The organism is Vibrio sp. 970 (genome assembly GCF_033339075.1).
Map to the genome: position 1 here is coordinate 1 of NZ_JAWOTW010000027.1, position 22,211 is coordinate 22,211.

Below are 22,211 nucleotides of genomic sequence, written 5' to 3' on the forward strand. Positions count from 1 at the left end.
GGATTATCATCAACGAGTGCCCACACAGATTGATAGGTCTATATTGTTAAAGAGCTTGCTTTGCGAGAAGTTTTTCTTCTCAAAGCGGAGGTGCATTCTAGCGATTTAATTGACAGTGTCAAACACTTTTTCAATTTTATTTTTCGTAGAAGCTTTCACCTCTCCGACCCTGCTGAAGCCTTATCGCGTCTGCCGTGTCGGTGGATGCGCATTATAGGGAACTCAGTTCCGTTCGCAACCCTTTTTTGAAAAAAAATGGAAAAAAATGACTGTTCGATGACTATTTCATCAAAAAAGCAAAAAAGAGGGTAAAAAACCCTCTTTTTCTGCCTTAAAAGCCGTATTTAAATGAATGCGTACGCGTCTGCGAACATACGTTCGCTCTTCGCTTTCTTGTTCTGAGTGAACTGTTCACGTGCTGCGCCAGCCATTTCAAAACGACCTGCAATATAGATATCGTAGTTTTCTAAGCTTTCGAAATCTTCAGCTACAGCTTGTAGCACGTTACCAACTTTACCTTGCCAGTCTGCAGGAGCTTCTTCTACTACTGGCACAAAATGAACATTGGCAAACTTGTCGGCAATCTCGACCAGTTCGTCTTTAGCATAAAGCTGGCAGTTATCGCGCGCGCCCCAATATAAATAGATAGGATTGGTTTTATTCTGCGCTACGCAGTGATCCAGAATCGAGCGAACGTAACTGAAGCCTGTACCACCAGCAATTAATAATAATGGGCGTTCGCTTTCTTCTTGAACCCAAGCATCGCCATGTGGCGCATCAATTTCAATCTGACCATCAGTTTCAAGCGCCGCTTGCATTGCTTCGACAACTTCTTGTGCATAAGCGTTGTGTTCCGCAGCACCGATGTGCAGTTCAAGTTCACCTTCATGACGACAAGGGCTGCTTGCGATAGAGAAAGGACGTTTGTCTTTTTCACCCATCACCACCATTAGGTACTGACCCGCTTTAAAAGGCACTGGTGATTCTGGATGAAGAAGGATTTGGTAAGTATTACAAGCTAACGGCTGAATAGACTTTACTTTACATTGGATGGTCATGGTGTTCCTCTCGCTTACTCGTCAAAAGTAAGCACTAAATTACTTTCTGTATAGGCTTGGCAAGGGAATATCCAACCTTGCTGTTGCTCTTTTTCGGTTAGCATAGGTTCGAGGTGATAGCTCACCTCGCCCGTTAGCTTTTTACACATGCACATGGCGCAAGCGCCAACTTGGCAACGGTGTGGGAAGCGAATATTGTTGTTGAGCGCAGCTTCCAACACCGTCTCCCCTTCTTTTACTTGGAATGTAACGTCCATTGGTAGAAGGTGGACTTGATGACTCATAGAATACCTAACTGGTCCCAAATCTCATCGACTTTAGCCACAAGTTTAGGATCTTTTTTGATAGGCGTACCCCACTCGCGCGTGACTTCAGATTCGAACTTGTTGGTCGCATCCAGTCCTAATTTGGATGAACTCTCAGTCTTACCAAGCACTTGAATCGTGTCTCTATCTGGGTCCATTCGAGTTGTCACCGCCCAAATGATGTCATTCCAATCTCGTGCATTAACGTCATCGTCGCACAAAATGATGAATTTGTTATCCGTGTACTGAGCAAAGAAGCCCCATATGTGTTCCATCAATTCTTGGGATTGACCAGCTTGGTCTTTCTTCATAGTCACGACAGCAAATTGGTTGTTTGCTGTAGCCGGTAGATAGACGTCAACAATCTCAGGGCGTTGCTGTTTCAACTCATTTAGTTCTGCTTCGGTAATCGCTTTGCTGTCTCGCTCAGTGACCTCGGTTCGCGTCGCCAGCTCGGCATCCCATTTAATGGTCGCATCCAAGCCCATTTTGGAGCCAAGCCCAACCACAGGTGAAGCAAAGTCGAGCGAGTCGATTGGCGTGTTATCTATCATCAAGGTATCACGCACAGGGTCCATATGCTCTGACATGGCTTTCACGACATCATTCCAATCTCGTGCGTTTACCGATTCATCGCACACAATAACAAACTTGGTATACATGAATTGACGTAAGAAAGACCACACGCCCATCATTACGCGCTTGGCATGTCCTGGGTACTGCTTCTTCATGGTGACGACGGCCATTCGGTACGAACAACCTTCTGGCGGAAGATAGAAGTCTTCAATCTCTGGGAATTGCTTTTGCAGAATCGGCACAAACACTTCGTTTAATGCCACACCCAATACAGCTGGTTCATCTGGCGGACGACCTGTGTAGGTGCTGTGATAAATAGGGTCTTTACGCATAGTAATGTGCGTAATAGTAAATACGTGGTGCTTTTCTTTTTCGTTATAGTAGCCAGTATGGTCACCGTAAGGACCTTCATCAGCAAACTCGTTCGGGTCGATATAGCCTTCCATCACGATTTCCGCGCTCGCTGGCACTTCCAAATCATTACTGACTGACTTCACGACTTCCGTTTTGCTTCCACGCAACAAACCTGCAAATGCGTATTCCGATAGCGTATCTGGCACTGGTGTTACTGCGCCAAGAATGGTTGCTGGGTCTGCACCAAACGCGACCGAAACTGGGAAAGGTTTACCTGGGTTGGTTTCCATCCAATCGCGCAGATCAAGCGCACCACCACGATGGGCTAACCAACGCATGATGATTTTGTTCTTGGCAATTTTCTGCTGACGGTAAATGCCTAGGTTCTGACGTTTCTTATTTGGACCTTTGGTTACGGTTAAGCCCCAAGTAAGCAGCGGCGCTACATCTTCTGCCCAGCAGCTCATTACCGGAATTTTATCCAAGTCGACTTCATCACCTTGCCAAACAATGTCTTGGCATGGTGCTTTACGTAAACGCTTAGCCGGCATGTTCAATACTTGTTTGAACACAGGCAGTTTTTCTAAAGCGTCTTTGAAGCCTTTTGGTGGCTCAGGTTCTTTTAAATAAGCCAGCAGCTTACCGACTTCTCTTAATTCTTTAACGTCTTCACGTCCCATGCCGATTGCGACACGCTCTGGTGTACCAAACAGGTTAGTCAAAACAGGTACGTCGTAGCCGATTGGGTTCTCAAACAACAGCGCAGGTCCACCAGCACGCAAGGTGCGGTCGCTGATTTCTGTCATTTCATAAGCGGGATCGACAGGGTGAGTGATGCGTTTAAGTCGACCTTTCTGTTCTAGGTGGTCGATAAATTCGCGTAAATCCTTAAAACTCATAGGCCTTCATGCTGGCTGATTAAACTGTCCGCAGTATAACAAATAGGAGGACGCTAAGATCCTCCTATTTTGTGTGGGTATGTGAGCAAGATTACTTTAATACTTGTTCAATCTGCCGAGTCTTTATCTGATGGTTCGAAGATACTAACTCTTCCAACCAGGTTTGATGCCCTTGTTGAGCAAGCTCTCGAGCAACCATGGTTGCTTCTTCTGATAACGCCATTTTTCTAACTAGAAACTGCTTTACTTGCGGAGATAGAGGGTTAGATTTTGTAAGTAGACTAATAGCTTCTGGCTTGAGTGATGGGTTAACTGTGGCATTCATCAATTGCTGAATGGAAAAAACGTCTCCAACCGCAGCTAAACGCTCAAGTTCGGACTGGCTGTTGTAATCGGCTTTCATCCGCCAGAGTAAGTTGTACACTTCCTCATCCTGACTAACTTGTGCCAACCTGACTATCACGGCCGTCGAGGGTAACCAACTGGTCACATTTGCTTTGGTTAACTGGGCCGCTAATGCAGCAAGCGCGTTGGGTGATAAGCTGTCTAACTCTCGAATCAAAAGCGCTTCACGTGCTTGAGCTTGTTGAGATGGCCCTGTAAGCCATTGCTTTAAGTTAAGCTCTCTTCGTTCAGCTTGTAAGACAAAGTCCAAGGTACTTTGGTCTTGTTTCCAACGCTTAATCAAGCGACTCGCAATAACGGGAAAGTTAAAAGCGGGTACACTAAATTCATACCCATCACCTCGCTCTAACACTTGATAAGTCGGGGTCATACGGATCTGGGACTCAACAAACAGAGCCATTCGAGGCGTGAGAATCACATCTTGCTTTTCAAGCTTTTCCAATAATTGAAAGCGCACCACCTCTTGTTGAGGCAAAGCAAGTCTATCAAGGGCGAATTTAAGCGAGTCGACTTCATCTCTGACAGCGTAATCAAGCAGTTCAGAGACTTTAGTCTGTATTTGAGTATCCTGAAGCCACTGCTCTACTACAGACTCATGCATTTCCTTGGCAGATAATGTCGCAGGTAGAGTGATAAGTGACAAGCTCAGGAGTAATGACGACAACATTCCTTGTTGCATGTTAACCTCCCGATAACATTTCCTTCATTCTGATACTTCTATCGGGAGAAAGCAATAAAAAAGCCACCGATATACGGTGGCTTTTCGCAGAATAACTTATCTGAGACTATTGACGACGCATCGCATCGAAGAACTCATCGTTGGTCTTCGTCATCGCTAGCTTATCGATTAGGAATTCCATTGCGTCGATTTCGCCCATTGGGTGAACGATCTTACGCAGAATCCACATCTTCTGTAGTTCGTCAGTCTTCGTCAGTAGCTCTTCACGACGTGTACCTGAGCGGTTGAAGTCAATCGCAGGGAATACACGCTTCTCAGCAATCTTACGGTTCAAGTGCAGTTCCATGTTACCTGTACCCTTGAACTCTTCGTAGATAACTTCATCCATTTTAGAACCAGTATCTACTAGTGCCGTTGCGATGATAGTTAGGCTGCCGCCTTCTTCTACGTTACGTGCAGCACCGAAGAAACGCTTAGGACGATGTAATGCGTTTGCATCCACACCACCAGTTAGTACTTTACCTGATGAAGGCACTACGGTGTTGTAAGCACGAGCTAGACGAGTGATAGAGTCAAGCAAGATAACCACGTCTTTCTTATGTTCAACAAGACGTTTTGCTTTCTCGATCACCATTTCCGCTACTTGTACGTGACGCGATGCTGGCTCATCGAAAGTCGACGCAACCACTTCACCTTTAACTAGGCGCTGCATCTCAGTTACTTCTTCTGGACGTTCGTCGATAAGAAGAACCATCAACTCACACTCTGGGTGGTTGTACGCGATGCTTTGCGCGATGTTTTGCAGAAGCATTGTTTTACCCGCTTTAGGCGGAGCAACAATCAGACCACGTTGACCTTTACCGATTGGCGATGCCAAGTCTAAAACACGTGCTGTAATGTCTTCTGTTGAACCGTTACCACGCTCCATAACCATGCGCTCATTCGCATGTAGAGGGGTAAGGTTTTCAAATAGGATCTTGTTACGGGCGTTGTCTGGTTTATCGTCGTTAACGGTATTGACTTTTAGAAGGGCAAAGTAACGTTCACCGTCTTTTGGTGGACGAATTTTACCAGCGATAGAGTCACCAGTACGTAGGTTAAAGCGACGAATCTGACTTGGTGATACGTAGATATCGTCCGGACCCGCAAGGTATGAACTATCTGCACTGCGTAGGAAACCAAAGCCGTCTTGCAGAATTTCCAGAACCCCATCGCCAAAGATGTCTTCGCCGCCTTTCGCGTGCGCTTTTAAAATCGCGAAGATGATGTCTTGTTTTCTTAAGCGAGCTAGGTTCTCTAATCCTAAGCTTTCGCCCAGTTTTACAAGGTCAGACACAGGTCTGTTCTTCAGTTCGGTAAGGTTCATGGTGGTGGATTCTTGTTTAGTCAAAATAAGATCTGTTTTCTAGTTAAGATGGATTTGGTCTCAGGATCGACCAAGAAGAGAAATTTGTTCAATTAACGCGCGATAAGTTAGCACTAATTAGTATTCTAGTCCAGAGTTAGAAAAACAAAACCGTGCATTGTAACTTTGCACGGTTTTATCTGTAATCACTTGGTGATTATAAGTTTGCGTCTAGGAACTCTTTTAGTTGAGTTTTAGACAGAGCACCTACTTTCGTTGCCGCTACGTTACCATCTTTAAATAGTAATAGCGTTGGAATGCCGCGAATACCAAACTTAGGTGGTGTACCTGCGTTATGGTCGATGTTTAGTTTACCGATAGTGAGTTTGCCTTCGTACTCGTCTGCGATTTCGTCCAAAATAGGAGCGATCATTTTACAAGGACCACACCATTCTGCCCAAAAATCCACTAGAACCGGGCCTGCAGCGTTGATTACATCGTTTTCAAAACCGTCATCAGTTAGCTGCAAAATCTTATCACTCATCTTCCACTCCAATGTGTTTTTCGAAACTGGTTGGATGATAACCAGTAATTAGATGCCCTATTGGAATGTATTTACTTTCGTATTGCAAGCTTTAGCTGATATTCTATAGCCATGAAAAAGACGCATATCACAGAGCAAAAGTTCGCCGATTTGGGCTTAAAGCCCCAAGTTATTGAAGGATTGGACAAAAAAGGGTTCGAATTTTGTACCCCTATCCAAGCCTTGGCGTTGCCGGTCCTGCTCACCGGCCAAGACATCGCAGGCCAGGCCCAAACGGGTACTGGTAAAACGCTCGCGTTTCTTACTGCTACGTTCAACCACCTTCTGACGACTCCGGAACATGAAGGTCGTAAGCCTACACAGCCACGCGCAATTATTATGGCGCCTACACGTGAGCTCGCTATTCAGATTTACAATGATGCAGAATCATTAACTGAAAGCACAGGTCTAAAAACCGCTCTAGCTTACGGTGGTGAAAGCTACGACAAGCAACTTGCGAAACTGCAAGACGGCGTAGATATTCTGATCGGAACAACAGGCCGTATCATCGATTTCTACAAACAGCGCGTATTTAACCTCAACAACATTCAAGCTGTTGTTCTGGACGAAGCCGACCGCATGTTCGATCTTGGCTTTATTAAAGACATTCGCTTCTTGTTCCGTCGTATGCCTGAGCCAAAAGAGCGTTTGAACATGCTGTTCTCAGCAACGCTGTCTTACCGCGTTCAAGAACTGGCATTCGAACACATGAATACTCCTGAGCATGTCGTTGTCGAACCAGAACAAAAAACTGGCCACCGTATCCAGGAAGAGCTTTTCTATCCTTCGAATGAAGACAAAATGGCGCTGCTTCAAACACTAATTGAAGAAGAGTGGCCAGATCGCGCTATCATTTTTGCCAATACCAAGCATAAGTGTGAATCGGTTTGGGGACATTTGGCTGCCGATGGACACCGTGTAGGCCTTCTTACTGGCGATGTACCGCAGAAGAAGCGTGAGAAGATTCTTGAGCAATTCACCAAAGGTGATGTCGACATCTTAGTTGCAACTGACGTTGCAGCGCGTGGCCTGCATATTCCTCAGGTAACGCACGTTTTCAACTACGACCTTCCTGACGACTGTGAAGATTATGTTCACCGTATTGGCCGTACTGGTCGCGCTGGTGCGAGCGGCCATTCGATCAGTTTTGCTTGTGAAGAGTACGCGGTTAACCTACCAGCAATCGAAGAATACATTGAGCATACAATCCCAGTTTCAGAGTACGATTCGTCGGCACTGATTCAAGATCTACCGGCTCCGATTCGTATGCGTGCACCACGCAACCAACAGCGCCGCACGAATACTGGCGGTACCCGTTCTGGTTCTGGTAACCGTAAGCCGCAGGGACGTCGTCCACGCCAACCGCGTCAATCGGCACCAAAACAATCGTAATAGGAAACTGAGTTCGTTTATGAGTCAAGCAGGATCATCACCGCTATATGCCGCCATCGACCTCGGGTCGAACAGTTTTCACATGCTCGTTGTGCGTCACATCGATGGCAGCGTTCAAACAATGGCTAAAATTAAGCGCAAAGTTCGTCTAGCAGCGGGCTTAGATGAACATAATTCTCTTAGTATGGAAGCTATGCAGCGAGGATGGGACTGCTTAAGTCTATTTGCGGAACGCTTGCAGGACATTCCTAAACAAAACATTCGCATCGTCGGTACTGCAACATTACGTACCGCGACCAATGTAGATGTGTTTTTAGAAAAGGCTAACCAAATTCTAGGCCAGCCTATCGAAGTGATTACTGGTGAAGAAGAAGCTGCCACTATCTATAAAGGTGTCGCTCACACCTCTGGCGGTAGTGGTCGTCGCCTTGTAGTCGATATCGGTGGAGCAAGTACCGAACTGATTATCGGTGAAGGTTTCGAAGCCAAAGCACTGACCAGCTTAAAAATGGGCTGCGTGACTTGGCTTGAAAACTTCTTTAAAGATCGCCAATTGAATGCTCGTAACTTTGACGCGGCAATTGAAGGAGCGAAACAGACCATTCAGCCGATTTTAGAACGTTATACAGAAATTGGTTGGGATGTGTGTGTTGGTGCATCAGGCACTGTTCAGGCATTGCAAGAGATAATGCTGGCGCAAGGCATGGACGAAGTAATCACTCACTCCAAACTCAAGCGTCTACAGAAGCAAGCCATGTTGGCCGACCATTTAGAAGAGCTCGATATTGAAGGCTTAACACTTGAGCGGGCATTAGTGTTCCCTAGTGGCCTCTCTATTTTGATTGCCGTTTTTGAATTGCTTGAAATCGATGCTATGACACTCGCTGGCGGCGCACTACGCGAAGGCTTAGTGTATGAGATGGTTGAAGAGCTTCGCCAAGAAGACATTCGTGCCCGCACTATCGCTAGCGTACAAAATCGCTATCAGCTCGATCACCAATACGGCGAACAAGTCGCTACTCTGGCACACACGCTTTTACAGCAAGCTGGGGGCGATGAGTGGATTACAGAGCCTCAGGGCAAGATATTACTCGAGACCGCCGCAAAACTGCATGAAATTGGTTTAACTATCGATTTCAAAAAAGGCGGAGAGCATAGTGCTTACTTGCTGCAGAATTTGGATCTGCCTGGTTACACGCGCGCACAGAAGTTCTTTATTGGTGAAGTGGCTCGTCGCTATCGCGAACAGCTCACTTCTTTACCTGAGCAGCATGCATTATCAGGCTCAAGTGCCAAACGAGTATTGAGACTGTTGCGTCTTGCGGTTCTGCTCAGCCATCGTCGCAATCCTGATCTAGAGCCAAATGTGACTCTAACAGTTGAAGGCGACAATCTAACGTTACACATTGATGCGCAATGGCTAGAGAAAAACCCACTGACTGCGGCTGAGTTGGAAATTGAATCCAACCGTCAGACAGACATCGGCTGGCCGTTAAGCGTCGTAGCAATATAATCGACCACTTCTGTCATAACGTATTAAGCCCAGGCGTTCGCTTGGGCTTTTTTGCATCTACTTCCCCTACAAAACGTGCTGCCCAGCAAAAATCTCAGCTTCTCCGCTCTACATCGAAAAACAGCCATGCTTTATTGATAAACACAATTTAGCCAACCAAGATGCACCATCATGAAAACCGTTTTAATGACTGGCTTAACTGGCACCCTCGCCCCAAAAGTCGCTCATAAGTTTCACCTACGCGGCTGGAACATATTGGAGTGGAATCACCACCAAATCCCGCCGGATGATCTACAGCAAAGTGAACAATTTTGGCAGCAACACCACATCAATGCGGTGTGCCATATGGCGATGGGAAGTGAAGAGTGGGCAGCGTGGCTTGGTGAGCAATGCAAACGCCATAATATTCCTTACCTCTTTGTCAGCACAGCAATGGTATTTGATGCCACAAAAAACGGGCCTTATGGCATCTTTGAAGAAAGAAACACCCAAGATGATTACGGCAAATACAAAGTTCGTTGTGAAGATGCAATCTGGCAAGCAAATCCAGATGCGATGGTTGCTCGAATTGGTTGGCAGCTCCATCACCAAGCAGAAGGCAATAACATGTTGGCGCATCTCGACCGCCAATATGAAGAGTACGGCGTTATTACCGCTAGCACAGCTTGGTATCCCGCGACTTCTCATATGGACGATACTGCACTCGCCTTTTTGCAGCTTATTGAGCGGAACGAAGCCGGTTTATACCATCTTGATAGCAACTTAAAGGATAAGTGGAATTTCTACGAACTCGTTTGTGCACTCAAGCAGCATTACAACAAGCCATGGCAAGTGCTGCCAAGCAATGATTATCACCATGACCAACGTCTAACAGATGAACGAATTGCCTTGCCGCCATTGAGTGAACGTTTCAACAAGCCAGAGCAAATCAAACAAGCTGGCATCATAGGCATCAACTGGGGACGCACGCACATTCCCCACTATCGAAACAATGGTGTATCGGTCACAACGTTATGCGCCAACCAAATAGAACCGCTTCAGCAAGCGTGCAGTGAGGAAGCAATCCTAAAGGCAGAAACGAACATCAGCGCACTCAAACAACTCGATGTCGTGACCATCGCGACACCTGCGCATACTCATGCAGAGATCATAAAGACGTTAGGTTCAACCAAGCTGATTTGTGAAAAGCCATTGGTGGGATTGAATTCCGACATCACTCACTGGCAGCAACCGAACTCCAACCTATTGGTTAATTACGCCTTTGCTCAGCTAGAGACCGCCAAGACGATAGAGAAATGGCTCACCTCGCAAACCCAACCTTGTGTGGTCAATCTAATCACCCAAGTTAACCTACCGGGCACCTTCACACTCAAAGAGTGGTTTCTTGAAACAGCCAGTCACCCTATTTCTTGGTTGCTGCACTGCTTCGGAGACTACTCTCAGTCAACACTGATTGAGGAAAACGGCCAACTGATCGTTGAGCTGCAATGTGGCGACCACCAGCTAAGATTTGTATTTGAATTAACCGGTGAGCCGGGCATCGAGCACATTTTAACGATTCAATCCAACCAGACCTTAACCAGTAAAGGCTACTACCGTGTCGGCGAAAAATGGCGTTTCGAGCCCATTCTCGTTAATGGCAACGCGATAAATGATGGAGAGTACAGCGAATCTGATTGCTGGCAGGACGCCAATCAACGCAGTGTCGGTTTGATGCTGGCGATGTTCAATCAAAGCATCAGTTGGGAGAACGGCCTGCAACTTGGCGCCTTCGATGCGCAAAAAGCCATTTTGATTGAGAAGATGCTCTGTTAGCCATTTCACCAACGAGCTTCCTCTACGTTCCGTATCTTCGATTAAAAGGTCTCACTCGGGACCTTTTTATTGCTCATTTTTACCTTCGTACAGCTTAGGGAGCTTTTGGACACCTATGATCTAATTACTCACCACGTTGTACAAAACGCTCTAAACCCAAGTAAACAGGCACAAAAAAGCCGCTTGATTTGAGCAAGCGGCTTTCGGGGTTCCCACTGATATTAAGACTGAACGCTTGTCGTCACCTTAAAGTCAGGGTTCACCACAGTCAGCTTCTTAATGAGGTAATTCAGTAATACGCCGTACATAGGAACGAACAAACCAAGACTAATAATCAGTTTGAAGCCGTAATCCACCAACGCGATTTCCGTCCAATGCTCCGCCATGAATGGATCTGGACTTTGATAGAACGCAATGGCGAAGAAAGCGATGGTATCAAGTGCATTACCGAAAAGCGTTGAACACGTTGGAGCTACCCACCACTGTTTCATTTGGCGTAGGCGGTTGAACACATGCACATCCATGATCTGACCAAGTAGGTACGCCATGAAGCTAGCAATCGCGATACGAGCAACGAATAAGTTAAATTCCCCCAGGTGACCAAAACCTTGGAATTGACCTTCGAAGAACACCACCGATAAGAAGTAAGACACTGCCAAAGCAGGCAACATCACTAAGAAGATGATCTTACGCGCCAACTGAGCACCGAAAATACGCACAGTTAAATCAGTCGCTAAGAAGATAAATGGGAAAGTGAATGCACCCCAAGTGGTATGGAAACCGAAAATAGTAAACGGTAGCTGAACTAGGTAATTGCTAGATGCAATAATGACTAGGTGGAATAGAACCAGATAGATAAGGGCGTTGCGCTGCTGCGCAGGGGTAAAGTTACTCATGCGATACCTTTTTAGTTTGGTTTGGGGGTGAGGGAACCCAAATCGAGTCACTGAATAAAGTGGCTCTTACCAACAATGTAAAATGAAAAATAAACTGGCTTGGCTCATTCTGAGCGAAGCGGTGGGCGATTATACATTAACCACTTTTCGCCGCAAGTCGTCTGTTTTACGCAAACGTTTAAGCATAAAAAAGGGTGTTTCATGTGAAACACCCTTTCAAATGCTATTTCTAGAAGCCGCGCTGGAACAATCCTGCAAGATACTCCAACTCTTCCCTGCTCTCTTCAATCGCTAACGCTTCAAACCAAATCGCTTCGCTGTAATGCTCTGCTTTCATAAACAGTCGGCAACCTTCAAAGTCGATCAGCCAAGAGTGAATATCCGCATCCCATTGTTTTTCAACCACAGTAGCAGAAAGCAAGCCGACTAAACGCTCACCTAAAGCAGGAAAGCTATCAAGGTCAAAGCTCGGCGCAGTAATGATTAAGCGACCTTCTTGTGCCATGTAGTCCGCTAAGCCAAATTCCTTTTGCATCTTGGTTCCTTATCCGTGGTGAGTAATGTGTTCTTGAATCAAATCAAGGAATGGGTCGGCGTACTTCTCTAGTTTGCGCTGACCAACACCGCTGACTGCCAGCATTTCGCCGTAAGACGTTGGCAGAATTTCCGCCATATCAATCAGAGTCGCGTCACTGAAGACCACGTATGGTGGCAAACCATCTTCATCAGCAATCGACTTACGCAGCTTACGTAACTTAGCAAACAGCTTTTTGTCGTAGTTCTTGCTGGTCAGTTTGTCCGACTTCGCTGCACGTGCTGCGGTGTCTAAACGCGGAACCGCTAACTCTAGAGTCACATCGCCACGCAACAGCGGACGCGCTTCTTCGGTAAGTTGTAGCGTTGAATTGCGTGTAATGTTTTGGAACAACAGCCCTTTGTGGATTAACTGACGGAAGATACTCACCCAGTAATCGTGGCTATGGTCGCGCCCTATCGCGTAGGTAGAAATCTTATCGTGCCCGTTTTCACGTACACGAATGTTTTGCATGCCACGTAGCACTTCCACTACGTAACCCATACCAAAGCTCTGATTAACACGGTACACACAAGATAGCGCCTTACGCGCTTCTTCCGTGGCATCAAAGTGTTTCGGTGGATCTAAGCAAATATCGCAGTTGCCACATGGCTTCTCACGATACTCACCAAAGTAATTCAATAGCACCTGACGACGACAGGTTTGCGCCTCAGCAAAGGCACTCATCGCATTCAGTTTATGGGTTTCCACCTGCTTCTGTGGACCATCGTCTTTCTCATCCAACATACGACGCAGCCAACTGATGTCCGCCGGGTCATACAACATCATCGCTTCGGCAGGCAAACCATCACGCCCTGCACGACCGGTTTCCTGATAGTAGGATTCGATATTGCGCGGGATATCAAAGTGAACCACAAAACGCACGTTTGGTTTGTTGATGCCCATACCGAATGCCACGGTCGCCACCACGATCTGGATATCATCGCGTTGGAAAGCTTCTTGAACGTAAGCGCGCTCATCGGCATCCATACCTGCGTGATAACCAGCAGCACGAATGTGGTTGTTGCACAGCTTCTCGGTCACCATCTCAACTTTCTTACGGCTACCACAATAGATGATGCCGCAATTCCCCTTTTGGGTTTCAAGATAACGAACGATTTGCGAAACCGGCTTGTGCTTCTCAACTAAGTTGTAGCGAATGTTGGGACGGTCGAAGCTGCCTAGGTAAACCTCTGGATTATTCAGTTGCAGGCGTTCAAGAATATCTCGGCGCGTTGCGTCATCTGCTGTCGCCGTCAGCGCCATAAATGGCACATGGGAAAACTGCTGCTTAAGCTGACCAAGCGCGGCGTATTCTGGCCGAAAATCGTGTCCCCACTGGGAAATACAGTGCGCTTCATCGACAGCAATCATCGATAGCGGCAAGTTTTCCAAGCGCTCAATGAAATCACGCATCAATACGCGTTCTGGTGAGACGTACACCAACTTAAGATGACCAGTGTGCATGCGGTTATATACGCTGAGCAGTTCTTCACGAGGCATGGTCGAGTTAATGCATTCAGCCGCTACACCGTTGGCTTTAAGCTGGTCCACTTGGTCTTTCATCAGCGAAATAAGCGGAGAAATCACCAAAGTAATACCAGAGCGAACCAAAGCAGGGATTTGATAACACAGCGACTTACCGCCACCAGTAGGCAGGATAACTAAGCTGTCGCGACCTTCTACCGCAGCATCAATCACCAACTGCTGACCATCACGGAACTCTTGGTAACCAAACACATCCTCCAACACACGTTGAGGCGTTACAGGCGAGTCTGATTGTTCGGCTAACAAGGTAGAGGTCATGAAAAGTCTCAGATTGGGTCTTAAAAAAGAGGTGCTTATGCATACCACTGGCACACAAAGTGAGGGCACATTGTAATGGGGTTTCATGGTGAATAAAACCGCAAATTGTTAGGTGTTTCGCATCACGACTCGTATACTGATTTTCTGCTCTATAAAACACACAATTAGGTGACACTTCATGACACCAGAAGACGAACAACAACGCGCGCGGCAAGGCATCTTGCTAGCGATTGGCGCGTATACCATGTGGGGCATTGCGCCGATGTACTTTAAGTCCATCGCACAAGTATCTCCTTTGGAAATTCTCAGCCACCGAGTGATATGGTCTTTCTTTTTGCTTGCTGCACTCCTCCATTTTGGCCGTCACTGGCGCTCGGCTTACCACATCGCGAAAGACAAAAAGAAAATCGCTTACCTGATCGCAAGTTCCATGTTAATTGGCGGCAATTGGTTGATTTTCATTTGGGCGGTAAACTCGAATCATATGCTCGACGCCAGCTTAGGTTATTACATTAACCCACTGATCAACGTCTTACTTGGGATGGTATTTTTGGGAGAGAGACTGCGTAAATTACAGTGGTTCGCGGTTGTATTGGCAGGTTGTGGCGTACTCGTTCAACTGATTGTATTTGGCTCCGTACCTGTTGTTGCGATGGCGTTAGCAATGAGCTTCGGCTTTTATGGCTTATTAAGAAAGAAAGTCAGTGTCGATGCAAAAACTGGCTTGTTTATCGAGACATTACTTCTGCTGCCGGTGGCCGCTGTTTATTTGCTTTTTATTGCCGATACACCAACCTCAAATATGTTTACGAATCCACTTACGTTAAATAGTTTGTTGATCGCAGCTGGGGTTATAACAACCCTGCCACTGCTGTGCTTTACGGGTGCAGCAACAAGACTCAAATTATCGACTTTGGGCTTTTTCCAATATATAGGCCCAAGCTTAATGTTTTTACTTGCAGTATTGATGTATGGCGAACCCTTTACCATGGATAAAGCGATCACTTTCGTCTTTATTTGGGGAGCACTAGTCGTGTTTAGCTTTGATGGATTACGTAATAACCGTCGCTCACGCCGAATCGTTCAGCCACAGTGATCGTTTTTTACAAGACAAGTTAGAAATTGCCAGATAAGCTTGGTCATAATGTGACCAAGCTTTTTTTTGTTTAATGGAACATATTCAGTACTACGCAACCGACCATGACAACTTGAGTCTAATAGAGGCGAAATACCAGAAATTTGCTTTTCAAAGGCATTACCATCTGGATTTTCATCTCGGCCTGATCACGCATGGTGCGCAGAAGTTCCAATATCAAGGTAACAACCACCAAGTTGGTCACGGGCAAATTGTGATTATGCCGCCGGATGAGCTGCACGACGGGCAATCTAAGCTCGAGAGTGGCTACGAAGTGAATGTGTTTGCGATCGAACCTCACCTATTGAGCGATCTAGCCGATCTTAAGAAAAACGGTCAAATAATACACTTCAACGAACTGATCATCTCGGATCCCCAGATATTTTCACAACTTAGTAACTTACACGGGCTACTTCGTCGTGAAAACCTCAGCCAACTCACTAAAGATTGCCTTCCTTTTGAAGGATTTAACCAACTTTTTGATCGCTACGGATCGCTTGAGCGACAAAAAGTGGTGCCGCTAGGAAACCAATCGCTTGGGACGTTAAAAGATTATCTAATGGCTAACCTTGACCAAGCGGTGCGTTTGGATTCACTTTCAGAGCTGTGCCAACTGAGCCCAACTCAGTTCCAGCGCCACTTTAAAGCGCAAACCGGCATGACGCCTTATGCGTGGTTCGCACGCCTGCGCCTTGAACAAGGCATGAAGTTACTGCAAGCTGGTCAATGTGGTACCGACGTCGCCCACCAGATCGGTTTCTACGATCAAGCGCATTTCAGCAAAGCGTTTAAACAGACCTACGGCGTTTCCCCTTCTCAAGTGGCTCGTTAATTTCATTTACCGAGAAAGCTGTCAGTTTTTTACAAGCGCCACAGGTGACTTACCACGACAATAGCCGCATTGGTTAAATTTGAGATGTGTTATGAATGAATCCACCATATTGCTGACACTCGCCAGCATTCACTTTATTGCCCTAATGAGTCCAGGTCCGGACTTTGCGCTGGTCGTACAAAATGCGACGCGTCATGGTCGTCAAACTGGCTTGTACATTGCGTTGGGATTGTCCGTCGGTATTTTGCTGCACTCTTTGTTCAGCCTGACAGGTGTGAGTTTTGTCGTCCACCAGCACCCAGTGCTGTATTCCGTGGTACAACTGCTCGGTGGTAGTTACCTGCTCTACTTAGGAATTGGCGCATTGCGTGCCGTGATCTCGATGATCCAAAACCCACAGACGGATCAACCTAAGAAGCAAAATAACCTAGTGATCAGCAATAAGCGTCAAGCGTTTGCTAAAGGGTTTGCGACCAACATTCTTAACCCAAAAGCCCTGGTGTTCTTTGTCAGTTTGATGTCGAGTTTAGTCCCAGCAGGTATGTCGATTACTGGCAAAGGTATTGCACTGGTCATCCTGTTTGGCTTGTCGCTATTCTGGTTCTCTAGCCTTGCATGGATGCTGTCGACACAGCGCTTACAGCGTAAATTGCAACAAGCGGGTATCTACATCGACGGTCTATGCGGCGTGGTATTTACTCTAGTGGGCGGCAGTATTCTATACCAAACTATCAATACTTTTATCGGATAAAGTACTGATTTAAAAGCGTAGCACAATCGACATTTCTAAGATTGCTGACTCGACGTGACTCTCCATAACTGCCAAGCTCAAAGCACAAAACTGGCAACATGGAGAGTCATCATGCATTGGACGTTCAACCGACTCGTGACCACGGGTCTTTTTCTTACTTCCCCACTCGTCTTATCTACCCCAACCTTTGCTAACCAAGCAGCAGATGCGGTTGCGCCGGAGCACAGCACTGGCTTCGAGCAAAAACAACTGGTCAAAGCGAAAGATTATATGGTTACCGCTGCTAACCCAATTGCAACCCAAGCCGGGGCGGATGTTCTTGCACAAGGGGGCAATGCTATTGATGCCATGGTTGCCGTACAATTGATGCTGGGCTTGGTAGAGCCGCAATCATCAGGTATTGGTGGCGGTGCCTTCTTAGTGTATTGGGACAGTGAGAAACAAAAACTGACTACGTATGATGGACGCGAAACCGCACCGCTCGCCGCGACGCCGAAACTCTTTTTAGACGAAAAAGGACAACCCCTACAATTTTACGATGCGGTTGTCGGCGGGCGCTCCGTTGCCACTCCTGGTACAGTGAAACTGCTGTGGGACACGCACCAGAAATACGGCAAGTTGGAATGGAAAAAGATCATCCAACCCGTAATTACCTTGGCTGAACAAGGTTTCGAAGTTAGTCCTCGCCTCGCGAGTCTGATTGAAAAAGATGCCAAGCGCCTATCTCGCTTCCCTGCGACTAAGGCTTACTTCTTCAATCCAGATGGCTCACCAAAAGCCGAAGGCACGTTGTTGAAGAACCCTGAATACGCGCAAACTCTGACGGCAATTGCAGAGCAAGGGGCAAAAGCTTTCTATCAAGGCGATATCGCCACAGACATCATCAAGACCGTACAAAATGCACCGGGCAATCCTGGCGTATTGGCACAACCTGACTTTGATGCGTTCCAAATCAAGCAACGTGAACCGGTTTGTGCGGCTTACCAAAGCTATGACATCTGCGGCATGGGACCACCTAGCTCTGGCGCATTGACGGTTGGACAGATTCTCGCGATCACCGAGCAATACGATCTTAAAGGTTGGGGAGCCGAAAGCGCAAAATCATGGCAAGTGATCGCCGATGCATCGCGCCTTGCGTTTGCGGATCGCGGTAAGTACATGGCTGACCAAGATTATGTGCCAATGCCAACCGAAGGCTTGCTTGATAAAGATTATCTCAAACAACGTGCTGAGCTCATTCAAGTCGGTAAAGCCTTGAGTAAGGTTGAAGCCGGCAACCCTCCTTGGTCGCACGCGATGAACTTAAGCATGGACCAATCGATCGAGTTGCCTTCCACCAGCCATTTCAATATCGTCGATAAGCAAGGCAATGTGGTTTCAATGACAACAACCATCGAGAACGCCTTTGGCTCACGCTTGATGGTGCGTGGCTTCTTGCTCAACAACGAACTGACCGATTTCTCTTTCCGCACGCATCAAGATGGTGTGCCAATCGCGAACCGCTTAGAACCGGGAAAACGCCCACGCTCCTCCATGGCACCGACCATTTTGATGAAGGATGACAAACCTTACATGGCTATTGGCTCACCGGGTGGTAGCCGCATTATTGGTTACGTCGCACAAGCCATTATCGCCCACACGCAATGGGATATGGACATCCAAAGCGCGATTAATCAGCCACGATTGCTGAACCGTTTTGGCACCTTAGATATTGAGCAAGGTACCGCCGCAGAGGGCTTACATCCTGCTCTGGAGAAGATGGGCTTTAAAACCGATGTTCGGGATTTGAACTCTGGTCTGCATGCGATACGAATAACAAAAGACGGTCTTGAAGGCGCTGCGGATCCAAGACGTGAAGGTGCCGCTATCGGGCAGTAAGAGTCTTTCGCTCGACCCCTTGTGCGAGATCTCTCACAAAGGGTTGAGCAAACCTCTCTTTTTTAATGGTAAAACCGTACAGAAAAGAGCATAAGCCATTGAATTTAATACTCATGTATCTTTTTTGAACGCTAAGAGAGTTAAAAAATGTGAGATTAGCCCGTTGTTGGAAATCGTTAAACACGTAATATTAAACCTGTCGGAAGGATGCTGACACGGAACAGGAAACACCACGGACTTGGTGAACTTCAGGAAGAAGAAACGGTTATTCAGGATGAATAGTCGGGCATGGATTGCAAAATTGGACATTGAACGGAATCAATAGTGACTAGGATGGTTGCTACTAAGGACGGGAAATGGACACCTCTGGACGAGGCAAGGATTTGAACATCAGGATGATGTCAGGGACACCGCTCAGGGAACAAGTGATGAGAGCTAACGAGGATAGTTAGCAGACCAGGATAAGGTCATTAAGGACACCGCTAGGAAGGCGACGTAAGGATTAAGCTGACGGATTCAGCACACTATCATGGATTAGATGCATGGAGCACTCTTAGTAGCTGGATTGCTGCGAGTAAGACTATAACCCCGATGGGCGCAAGCCCTCGGGGTTTTTCTTTGCCTAAAGTTTTTCTCAGTAGATCTGCTGAAAACAGGCATTCACCCACAACGCCCACCTTTCACTTCAAACGGCATCGTTAAGTCGCGCTTTTGTACTCCATTTATCATTCCATTTTTTACTGCGTTAGCGACACCAAAACCGCACAAACAAAAAGAGCCGCCGAAGCAGCTCTTAAGTTGATGATACCAATCACAGTAAATAAGTGATCAGAAATAGCGTAGGGAAAATGCTTGAGAACAAGGCGCAATTTTTCGATAAGTAGTTATTCTACAATCAAAAATTGCAACGCAGTTATCGAGTATTTTAACAAGCTAGAATGACCAGTTATTTACTACGATTGGTATGAGTTTTGGTCAAGCCTTACAGTTTCTCTAGTCGTGCGTAAGCAGTTACCAACCATTTGATGCCTTCACCGTTAAAGGCAATCTGTACACGGCTTTGTGGACCACTGCCTTCGAAGTTGATGATGGTGCCTTCACCAAACTTTGGATGCATCACACGAGAACCTAGCGTAAAGCCGGTTTCATTAAAGCTCTCTTTCACAACAGTTTGGCTAAATCGACCACTGCTTGAAGGACGGCTAACTTGCGCCTTCATTCGTACTTCATCTAAACAAGTTTCTGGCAGTTCACGGATAAAGCGAGACGGTTTATGGTATTTATCCTGACCGTACAAACGACGCATTTCAGCATAAGTGATGTACAGTTTCTGCATTGCACGGGTCATGCCTACGTAACACAGACGGCGTTCTTCTTCTAAGCGCCCTGCTTCTTCTGCCGACATTTGGCTTGGGAACATGCCTTCTTCCACACCGACCATAAACACCAATGGGAACTCTAGACCTTTCGCACTGTGTAATGTCATGAGCTGAACCGCATCTTCAAATTCGTCCGCTTGTCCTTCGCCCGCTTCTAGTGCTGCGTGGGTTAGGAATGCCGTCAGCAGTGACATGTCTTCGGCTTCTTCTGGTTTCTCGAATTGGCGAGTTGCGGTCACCAATTCCTCCAAGTTCTCAATACGTGCCTTAGACTTTTCGCCCTTCTCTTGCTCGTACATCGCGAACAAGCCCGAGTATTTAATTACATGGTCAGTTTGGTGATGCAGCGGCATCTCTAAGGTGTCGTCTTCTAGCGCCGTGACAAGCTCGATAAAACGGCTCAGAGCACCAGCAGCGCGACCAGCAAGCACCTTCTCGTCCAACATTGCCACACTCGCTTCCCACATGGTGCAACCACGATCACGAGCCGCAAAACGGATGGTTTCAAGCGTCTTATCGCCCAAACCACGCGTTGGCGTATTCACCACACGTTCAAACGCCGCATCATCGTTACGGTTGGCAATCAGACGCATGTAGCTCAAGGCATCTTTGATTTCCTGACGTTCGAAGAATCGCATGCCGCCATAGATACGATAAGGCAGACCGGCTTGAATTAACGCTTCTTCCAGAACACGCGACTGGGCGTTGTTACGGTAAAGCATCGCAGCGTCATTCAGAGCACCGCCCTTGTCTTGCCACTCTTTGATTTTGTTCACCGCAAAACGGGCTTCATCTAATTCGTTGTAAGCGCTGTAAACCGAGATAGGCTCACCGACCACGCCATCCGTCCACAACTCTTTACCCATACGCTCGGTGTTATTCGCAATCAGGGTGTTAGATGCTTCCAGAATGGTCTTAGTGGAACGGTAGTTTTGCTCAAGACGAATGGTATTCACGCTTGGGAATTCCAGCGTAAACTTCTCAATATTCTCGACTTTTGCACCACGCCAGCCGTAAATCGACTGGTCGTCATCACCTACGATCATCACGTGACACTCAGGACCCGCCATCATACGTAGCCAAGCATATTGAATGTTGTTGGTATCTTGGAACTCATCCACCAAGATGTGCTTAAAGCGTGCTTGGTAGTGTTCACGGACGAACTTGTTATCACGCAGTAGCTCATGTGCGCGCAGCAAGATTTCCGCAAAATCGACTAAACCAGCACGGTCACACGCCTCTTGGTAAGCGGTGTACAACTGCAGATATGTCTTGGTTACTGGATCATGGTACGCATCAATGTGCGACGGGCGCAGACCTTCGTCTTTCTTACCGTTAATCCACCATGCCACTTGGCGTGCCGGCCACTGCTTCTCATCGAGGTTTTGCGCTTTAATCAAACGCTTTAGTAGACGCTGTTGGTCGTCACTGTCAATGATTTGGAAATCTTCCGGTAGCTTCGCATCAAGATAGTGTGCACGCAGAATACGGTGACAAATGCCGTGGAAAGTACCATTCCACATACCGCCTGCACTGCCCATCATTAGCTCTTCGATACGTCCACGCATCTCTGCCGCCGCCTTATTGGTAAAGGTTACCGACATGATTGAAAACGGAGAAGCTTGCTCGACCGACATCAGCCAAGCGATACGGTGAACAAGAACGCGTGTCTTACCACTTCCTGCGCCAGCAAGAACGAGCAAGTTTTCTAGAGGTGCTGCAACGGCTTCACGTTGTTTATCGTTCAAACCGTCGAGTAATAGAGATGGATCCATCATGATGAGAGCTACTGGTTATTTATACATAAAAACCGATTATAACCTAAACAACCGGGTGCTGTTTAGACAAAACTTGATAAAAAAATTGATGTTTTTTTGCCCAACACATCAATTAGTTATACCTATTTGACCCTACAAACCTATTTACTTCAGAAATTTTTCTGAAAGTTTTTTAGCCAGTTTCCTATCTTTTAAGTTAAGCAAGTTGATAACAAAAACGCCAAAACAGGCGATTCATCTTGCCAACTTAAAGTAAAG

The 22,211-nt window shown here is 46.7% G+C and carries 17 protein-coding genes; 7 read left to right on the forward strand and 10 right to left on the reverse strand.

The features are described 5' to 3' along the window. Window positions 1–344: 344 nt before the first annotated feature. The 6 genes from fre to trxA form a co-directional block, all read right to left on the reverse strand. Entirely contained in the window at window positions 345–1,058 is a 714-nt protein-coding gene (gene fre / locus R7Q11_RS23360) for an NAD(P)H-flavin reductase (RefSeq protein ID WP_005382872.1), read from the reverse strand. 14 nt (window positions 1,059–1,072) lie between these two features. Next, window positions 1,073–1,342 carry a 2Fe-2S iron-sulfur cluster-binding protein gene (locus R7Q11_RS23365; protein WP_009696789.1) on the reverse strand — a complete coding sequence of 90 codons (270 nt, stop codon included), beginning with the start codon at window positions 1,340–1,342 and terminating at the stop codon, window positions 1,073–1,075. Then, window positions 1,339–3,192 carry a 4-hydroxy-3-polyprenylbenzoate decarboxylase gene (gene ubiD, locus R7Q11_RS23370; protein WP_225466755.1) on the reverse strand — a complete coding sequence of 618 codons (1,854 nt, stop codon included), beginning with the start codon at window positions 3,190–3,192 and terminating at the stop codon, window positions 1,339–1,341. Before ubiD ends, R7Q11_RS23365 begins: the two co-directional genes overlap by 4 nt. A gap of 91 nt (window positions 3,193–3,283) precedes the next feature. Beyond that, complete coding sequence (locus R7Q11_RS23375) at window positions 3,284–4,276, reverse strand: hypothetical protein (RefSeq protein ID WP_136976338.1); 993 nt, start codon at window positions 4,274–4,276, stop codon at window positions 3,284–3,286. 106 nt (window positions 4,277–4,382) lie between these two features. Next, a complete protein-coding gene (gene rho / locus R7Q11_RS23380) occupies window positions 4,383–5,642 on the reverse strand; it encodes a transcription termination factor Rho (RefSeq protein ID WP_005378757.1) in 1,260 nt (419 codons plus the stop codon). A gap of 196 nt (window positions 5,643–5,838) precedes the next feature. Next, a complete protein-coding gene (trxA, locus tag R7Q11_RS23385) occupies window positions 5,839–6,165 on the reverse strand; it encodes a thioredoxin TrxA (protein WP_004745500.1) in 327 nt (108 codons plus the stop codon). 111 nt (window positions 6,166–6,276) lie between these two features. Here trxA and rhlB point away from each other — a divergent pair, with 111 nt between their 5' ends. From rhlB to R7Q11_RS23400, 3 genes are all read left to right on the forward strand, one after another. Continuing rightward, complete coding sequence (gene rhlB, locus R7Q11_RS23390) at window positions 6,277–7,596, forward strand: ATP-dependent RNA helicase RhlB (RefSeq protein ID WP_005378764.1); 1,320 nt, start codon at window positions 6,277–6,279, stop codon at window positions 7,594–7,596. 19 nt (window positions 7,597–7,615) lie between these two features. Beyond that, a complete protein-coding gene (gene gppA, locus R7Q11_RS23395; protein WP_053350783.1) occupies window positions 7,616–9,109 on the forward strand; it encodes a guanosine-5'-triphosphate,3'-diphosphate diphosphatase in 1,494 nt (497 codons plus the stop codon). 171 nt (window positions 9,110–9,280) lie between these two features. Beyond that, the gene (locus tag R7Q11_RS23400) at window positions 9,281–10,924 is read left to right on the forward strand and encodes a sugar nucleotide-binding protein (protein WP_225466756.1); all 1,644 of its coding nucleotides are present in this window, start codon (window positions 9,281–9,283) and stop codon (window positions 10,922–10,924) included. Between the two features lie 221 nt (window positions 10,925–11,145). Here R7Q11_RS23400 and R7Q11_RS23405 read toward each other — a convergent pair whose 3' ends face one another. The 3 genes from R7Q11_RS23405 to recQ form a co-directional block, all read right to left on the reverse strand. Then, complete coding sequence (locus R7Q11_RS23405) at window positions 11,146–11,820, reverse strand: 7-cyano-7-deazaguanine/7-aminomethyl-7-deazaguanine transporter (protein ID WP_085570146.1); 675 nt, start codon at window positions 11,818–11,820, stop codon at window positions 11,146–11,148. Window positions 11,821–12,049: 229 nt separating this feature from the next. Continuing rightward, entirely contained in the window at window positions 12,050–12,355 is a 306-nt protein-coding gene (locus R7Q11_RS23410) for a DUF3630 family protein (RefSeq protein WP_054575526.1), read from the reverse strand. Window positions 12,356–12,364: 9 nt separating this feature from the next. Continuing rightward, window positions 12,365–14,200 (reverse strand): ATP-dependent DNA helicase RecQ, encoded by a 1,836-nt coding sequence (gene recQ, locus R7Q11_RS23415; protein ID WP_005451195.1) that lies wholly within the window; start codon window positions 14,198–14,200, stop codon window positions 12,365–12,367. 178 nt (window positions 14,201–14,378) lie between these two features. Between recQ and rarD the strand changes: the two genes are divergently transcribed. The 4 genes from rarD to ggt all read left to right on the forward strand — a co-directional run bounded on the left by rarD (window position 14,379) and on the right by ggt (window position 18,796). Next, entirely contained in the window at window positions 14,379–15,296 is a 918-nt protein-coding gene (rarD, locus tag R7Q11_RS23420) for an EamA family transporter RarD (protein WP_086047101.1), read from the forward strand. Between the two features lie 73 nt (window positions 15,297–15,369). Further along, complete coding sequence (locus R7Q11_RS23425; RefSeq protein ID WP_158157032.1) at window positions 15,370–16,167, forward strand: AraC family transcriptional regulator; 798 nt, start codon at window positions 15,370–15,372, stop codon at window positions 16,165–16,167. Window positions 16,168–16,258: 91 nt separating this feature from the next. Continuing rightward, window positions 16,259–16,918, forward strand: coding sequence for a LysE family translocator (locus tag R7Q11_RS23430; RefSeq protein ID WP_017633799.1), 660 nt, complete (start codon window positions 16,259–16,261; stop codon window positions 16,916–16,918). A gap of 111 nt (window positions 16,919–17,029) precedes the next feature. After that, the gene (gene ggt / locus R7Q11_RS23435) at window positions 17,030–18,796 is read left to right on the forward strand and encodes a gamma-glutamyltransferase (protein ID WP_225466757.1); all 1,767 of its coding nucleotides are present in this window, start codon (window positions 17,030–17,032) and stop codon (window positions 18,794–18,796) included. A gap of 982 nt (window positions 18,797–19,778) precedes the next feature. Here ggt and uvrD read toward each other — a convergent pair. Continuing rightward, window positions 19,779–21,953 carry a DNA helicase II gene (gene uvrD / locus R7Q11_RS23440; protein ID WP_005378778.1) on the reverse strand — a complete coding sequence of 725 codons (2,175 nt, stop codon included), beginning with the start codon at window positions 21,951–21,953 and terminating at the stop codon, window positions 19,779–19,781. Window positions 21,954–22,211 lie beyond the last annotated feature (258 nt).

Coding starts and splice junctions, on each gene's coding strand:
- trxA (WP_004745500.1), bottom strand. CDS start 6,165: ATGAGTGATAAGATTTTGCAGCTAACTGATGACGGTTTTGAAAACGAT.
- rho (WP_005378757.1), bottom strand. CDS start 5,642: ATGAACCTTACCGAACTGAAGAACAGACCTGTGTCTGACCTTGTAAAA.
- R7Q11_RS23405 (WP_085570146.1), bottom strand. CDS start 11,820: ATGAGTAACTTTACCCCTGCGCAGCAGCGCAACGCCCTTATCTATCTG.
- R7Q11_RS23365 (WP_009696789.1), bottom strand. CDS start 1,342: ATGAGTCATCAAGTCCACCTTCTACCAATGGACGTTACATTCCAAGTA.
- R7Q11_RS23375 (WP_136976338.1), bottom strand. CDS start 4,276: ATGCAACAAGGAATGTTGTCGTCATTACTCCTGAGCTTGTCACTTATC.
- uvrD (WP_005378778.1), bottom strand. CDS start 21,953: ATGATGGATCCATCTCTATTACTCGACGGTTTGAACGATAAACAACGT.
- ubiD (WP_225466755.1), bottom strand. CDS start 3,192: ATGAGTTTTAAGGATTTACGCGAATTTATCGACCACCTAGAACAGAAA.
- fre (WP_005382872.1), bottom strand. CDS start 1,058: ATGACCATCCAATGTAAAGTAAAGTCTATTCAGCCGTTAGCTTGTAAT.
- gppA (WP_053350783.1), top strand. CDS start 7,616: ATGAGTCAAGCAGGATCATCACCGCTATATGCCGCCATCGACCTCGGG.
- R7Q11_RS23425 (WP_158157032.1), top strand. CDS start 15,370: ATGGAACATATTCAGTACTACGCAACCGACCATGACAACTTGAGTCTA.
- recQ (WP_005451195.1), bottom strand. CDS start 14,200: ATGACCTCTACCTTGTTAGCCGAACAATCAGACTCGCCTGTAACGCCT.
- rhlB (WP_005378764.1), top strand. CDS start 6,277: ATGAAAAAGACGCATATCACAGAGCAAAAGTTCGCCGATTTGGGCTTA.
- R7Q11_RS23410 (WP_054575526.1), bottom strand. CDS start 12,355: ATGCAAAAGGAATTTGGCTTAGCGGACTACATGGCACAAGAAGGTCGC.
- ggt (WP_225466757.1), top strand. CDS start 17,030: ATGCATTGGACGTTCAACCGACTCGTGACCACGGGTCTTTTTCTTACT.
- rarD (WP_086047101.1), top strand. CDS start 14,379: ATGACACCAGAAGACGAACAACAACGCGCGCGGCAAGGCATCTTGCTA.
- R7Q11_RS23400 (WP_225466756.1), top strand. CDS start 9,281: ATGAAAACCGTTTTAATGACTGGCTTAACTGGCACCCTCGCCCCAAAA.
- R7Q11_RS23430 (WP_017633799.1), top strand. CDS start 16,259: ATGAATGAATCCACCATATTGCTGACACTCGCCAGCATTCACTTTATT.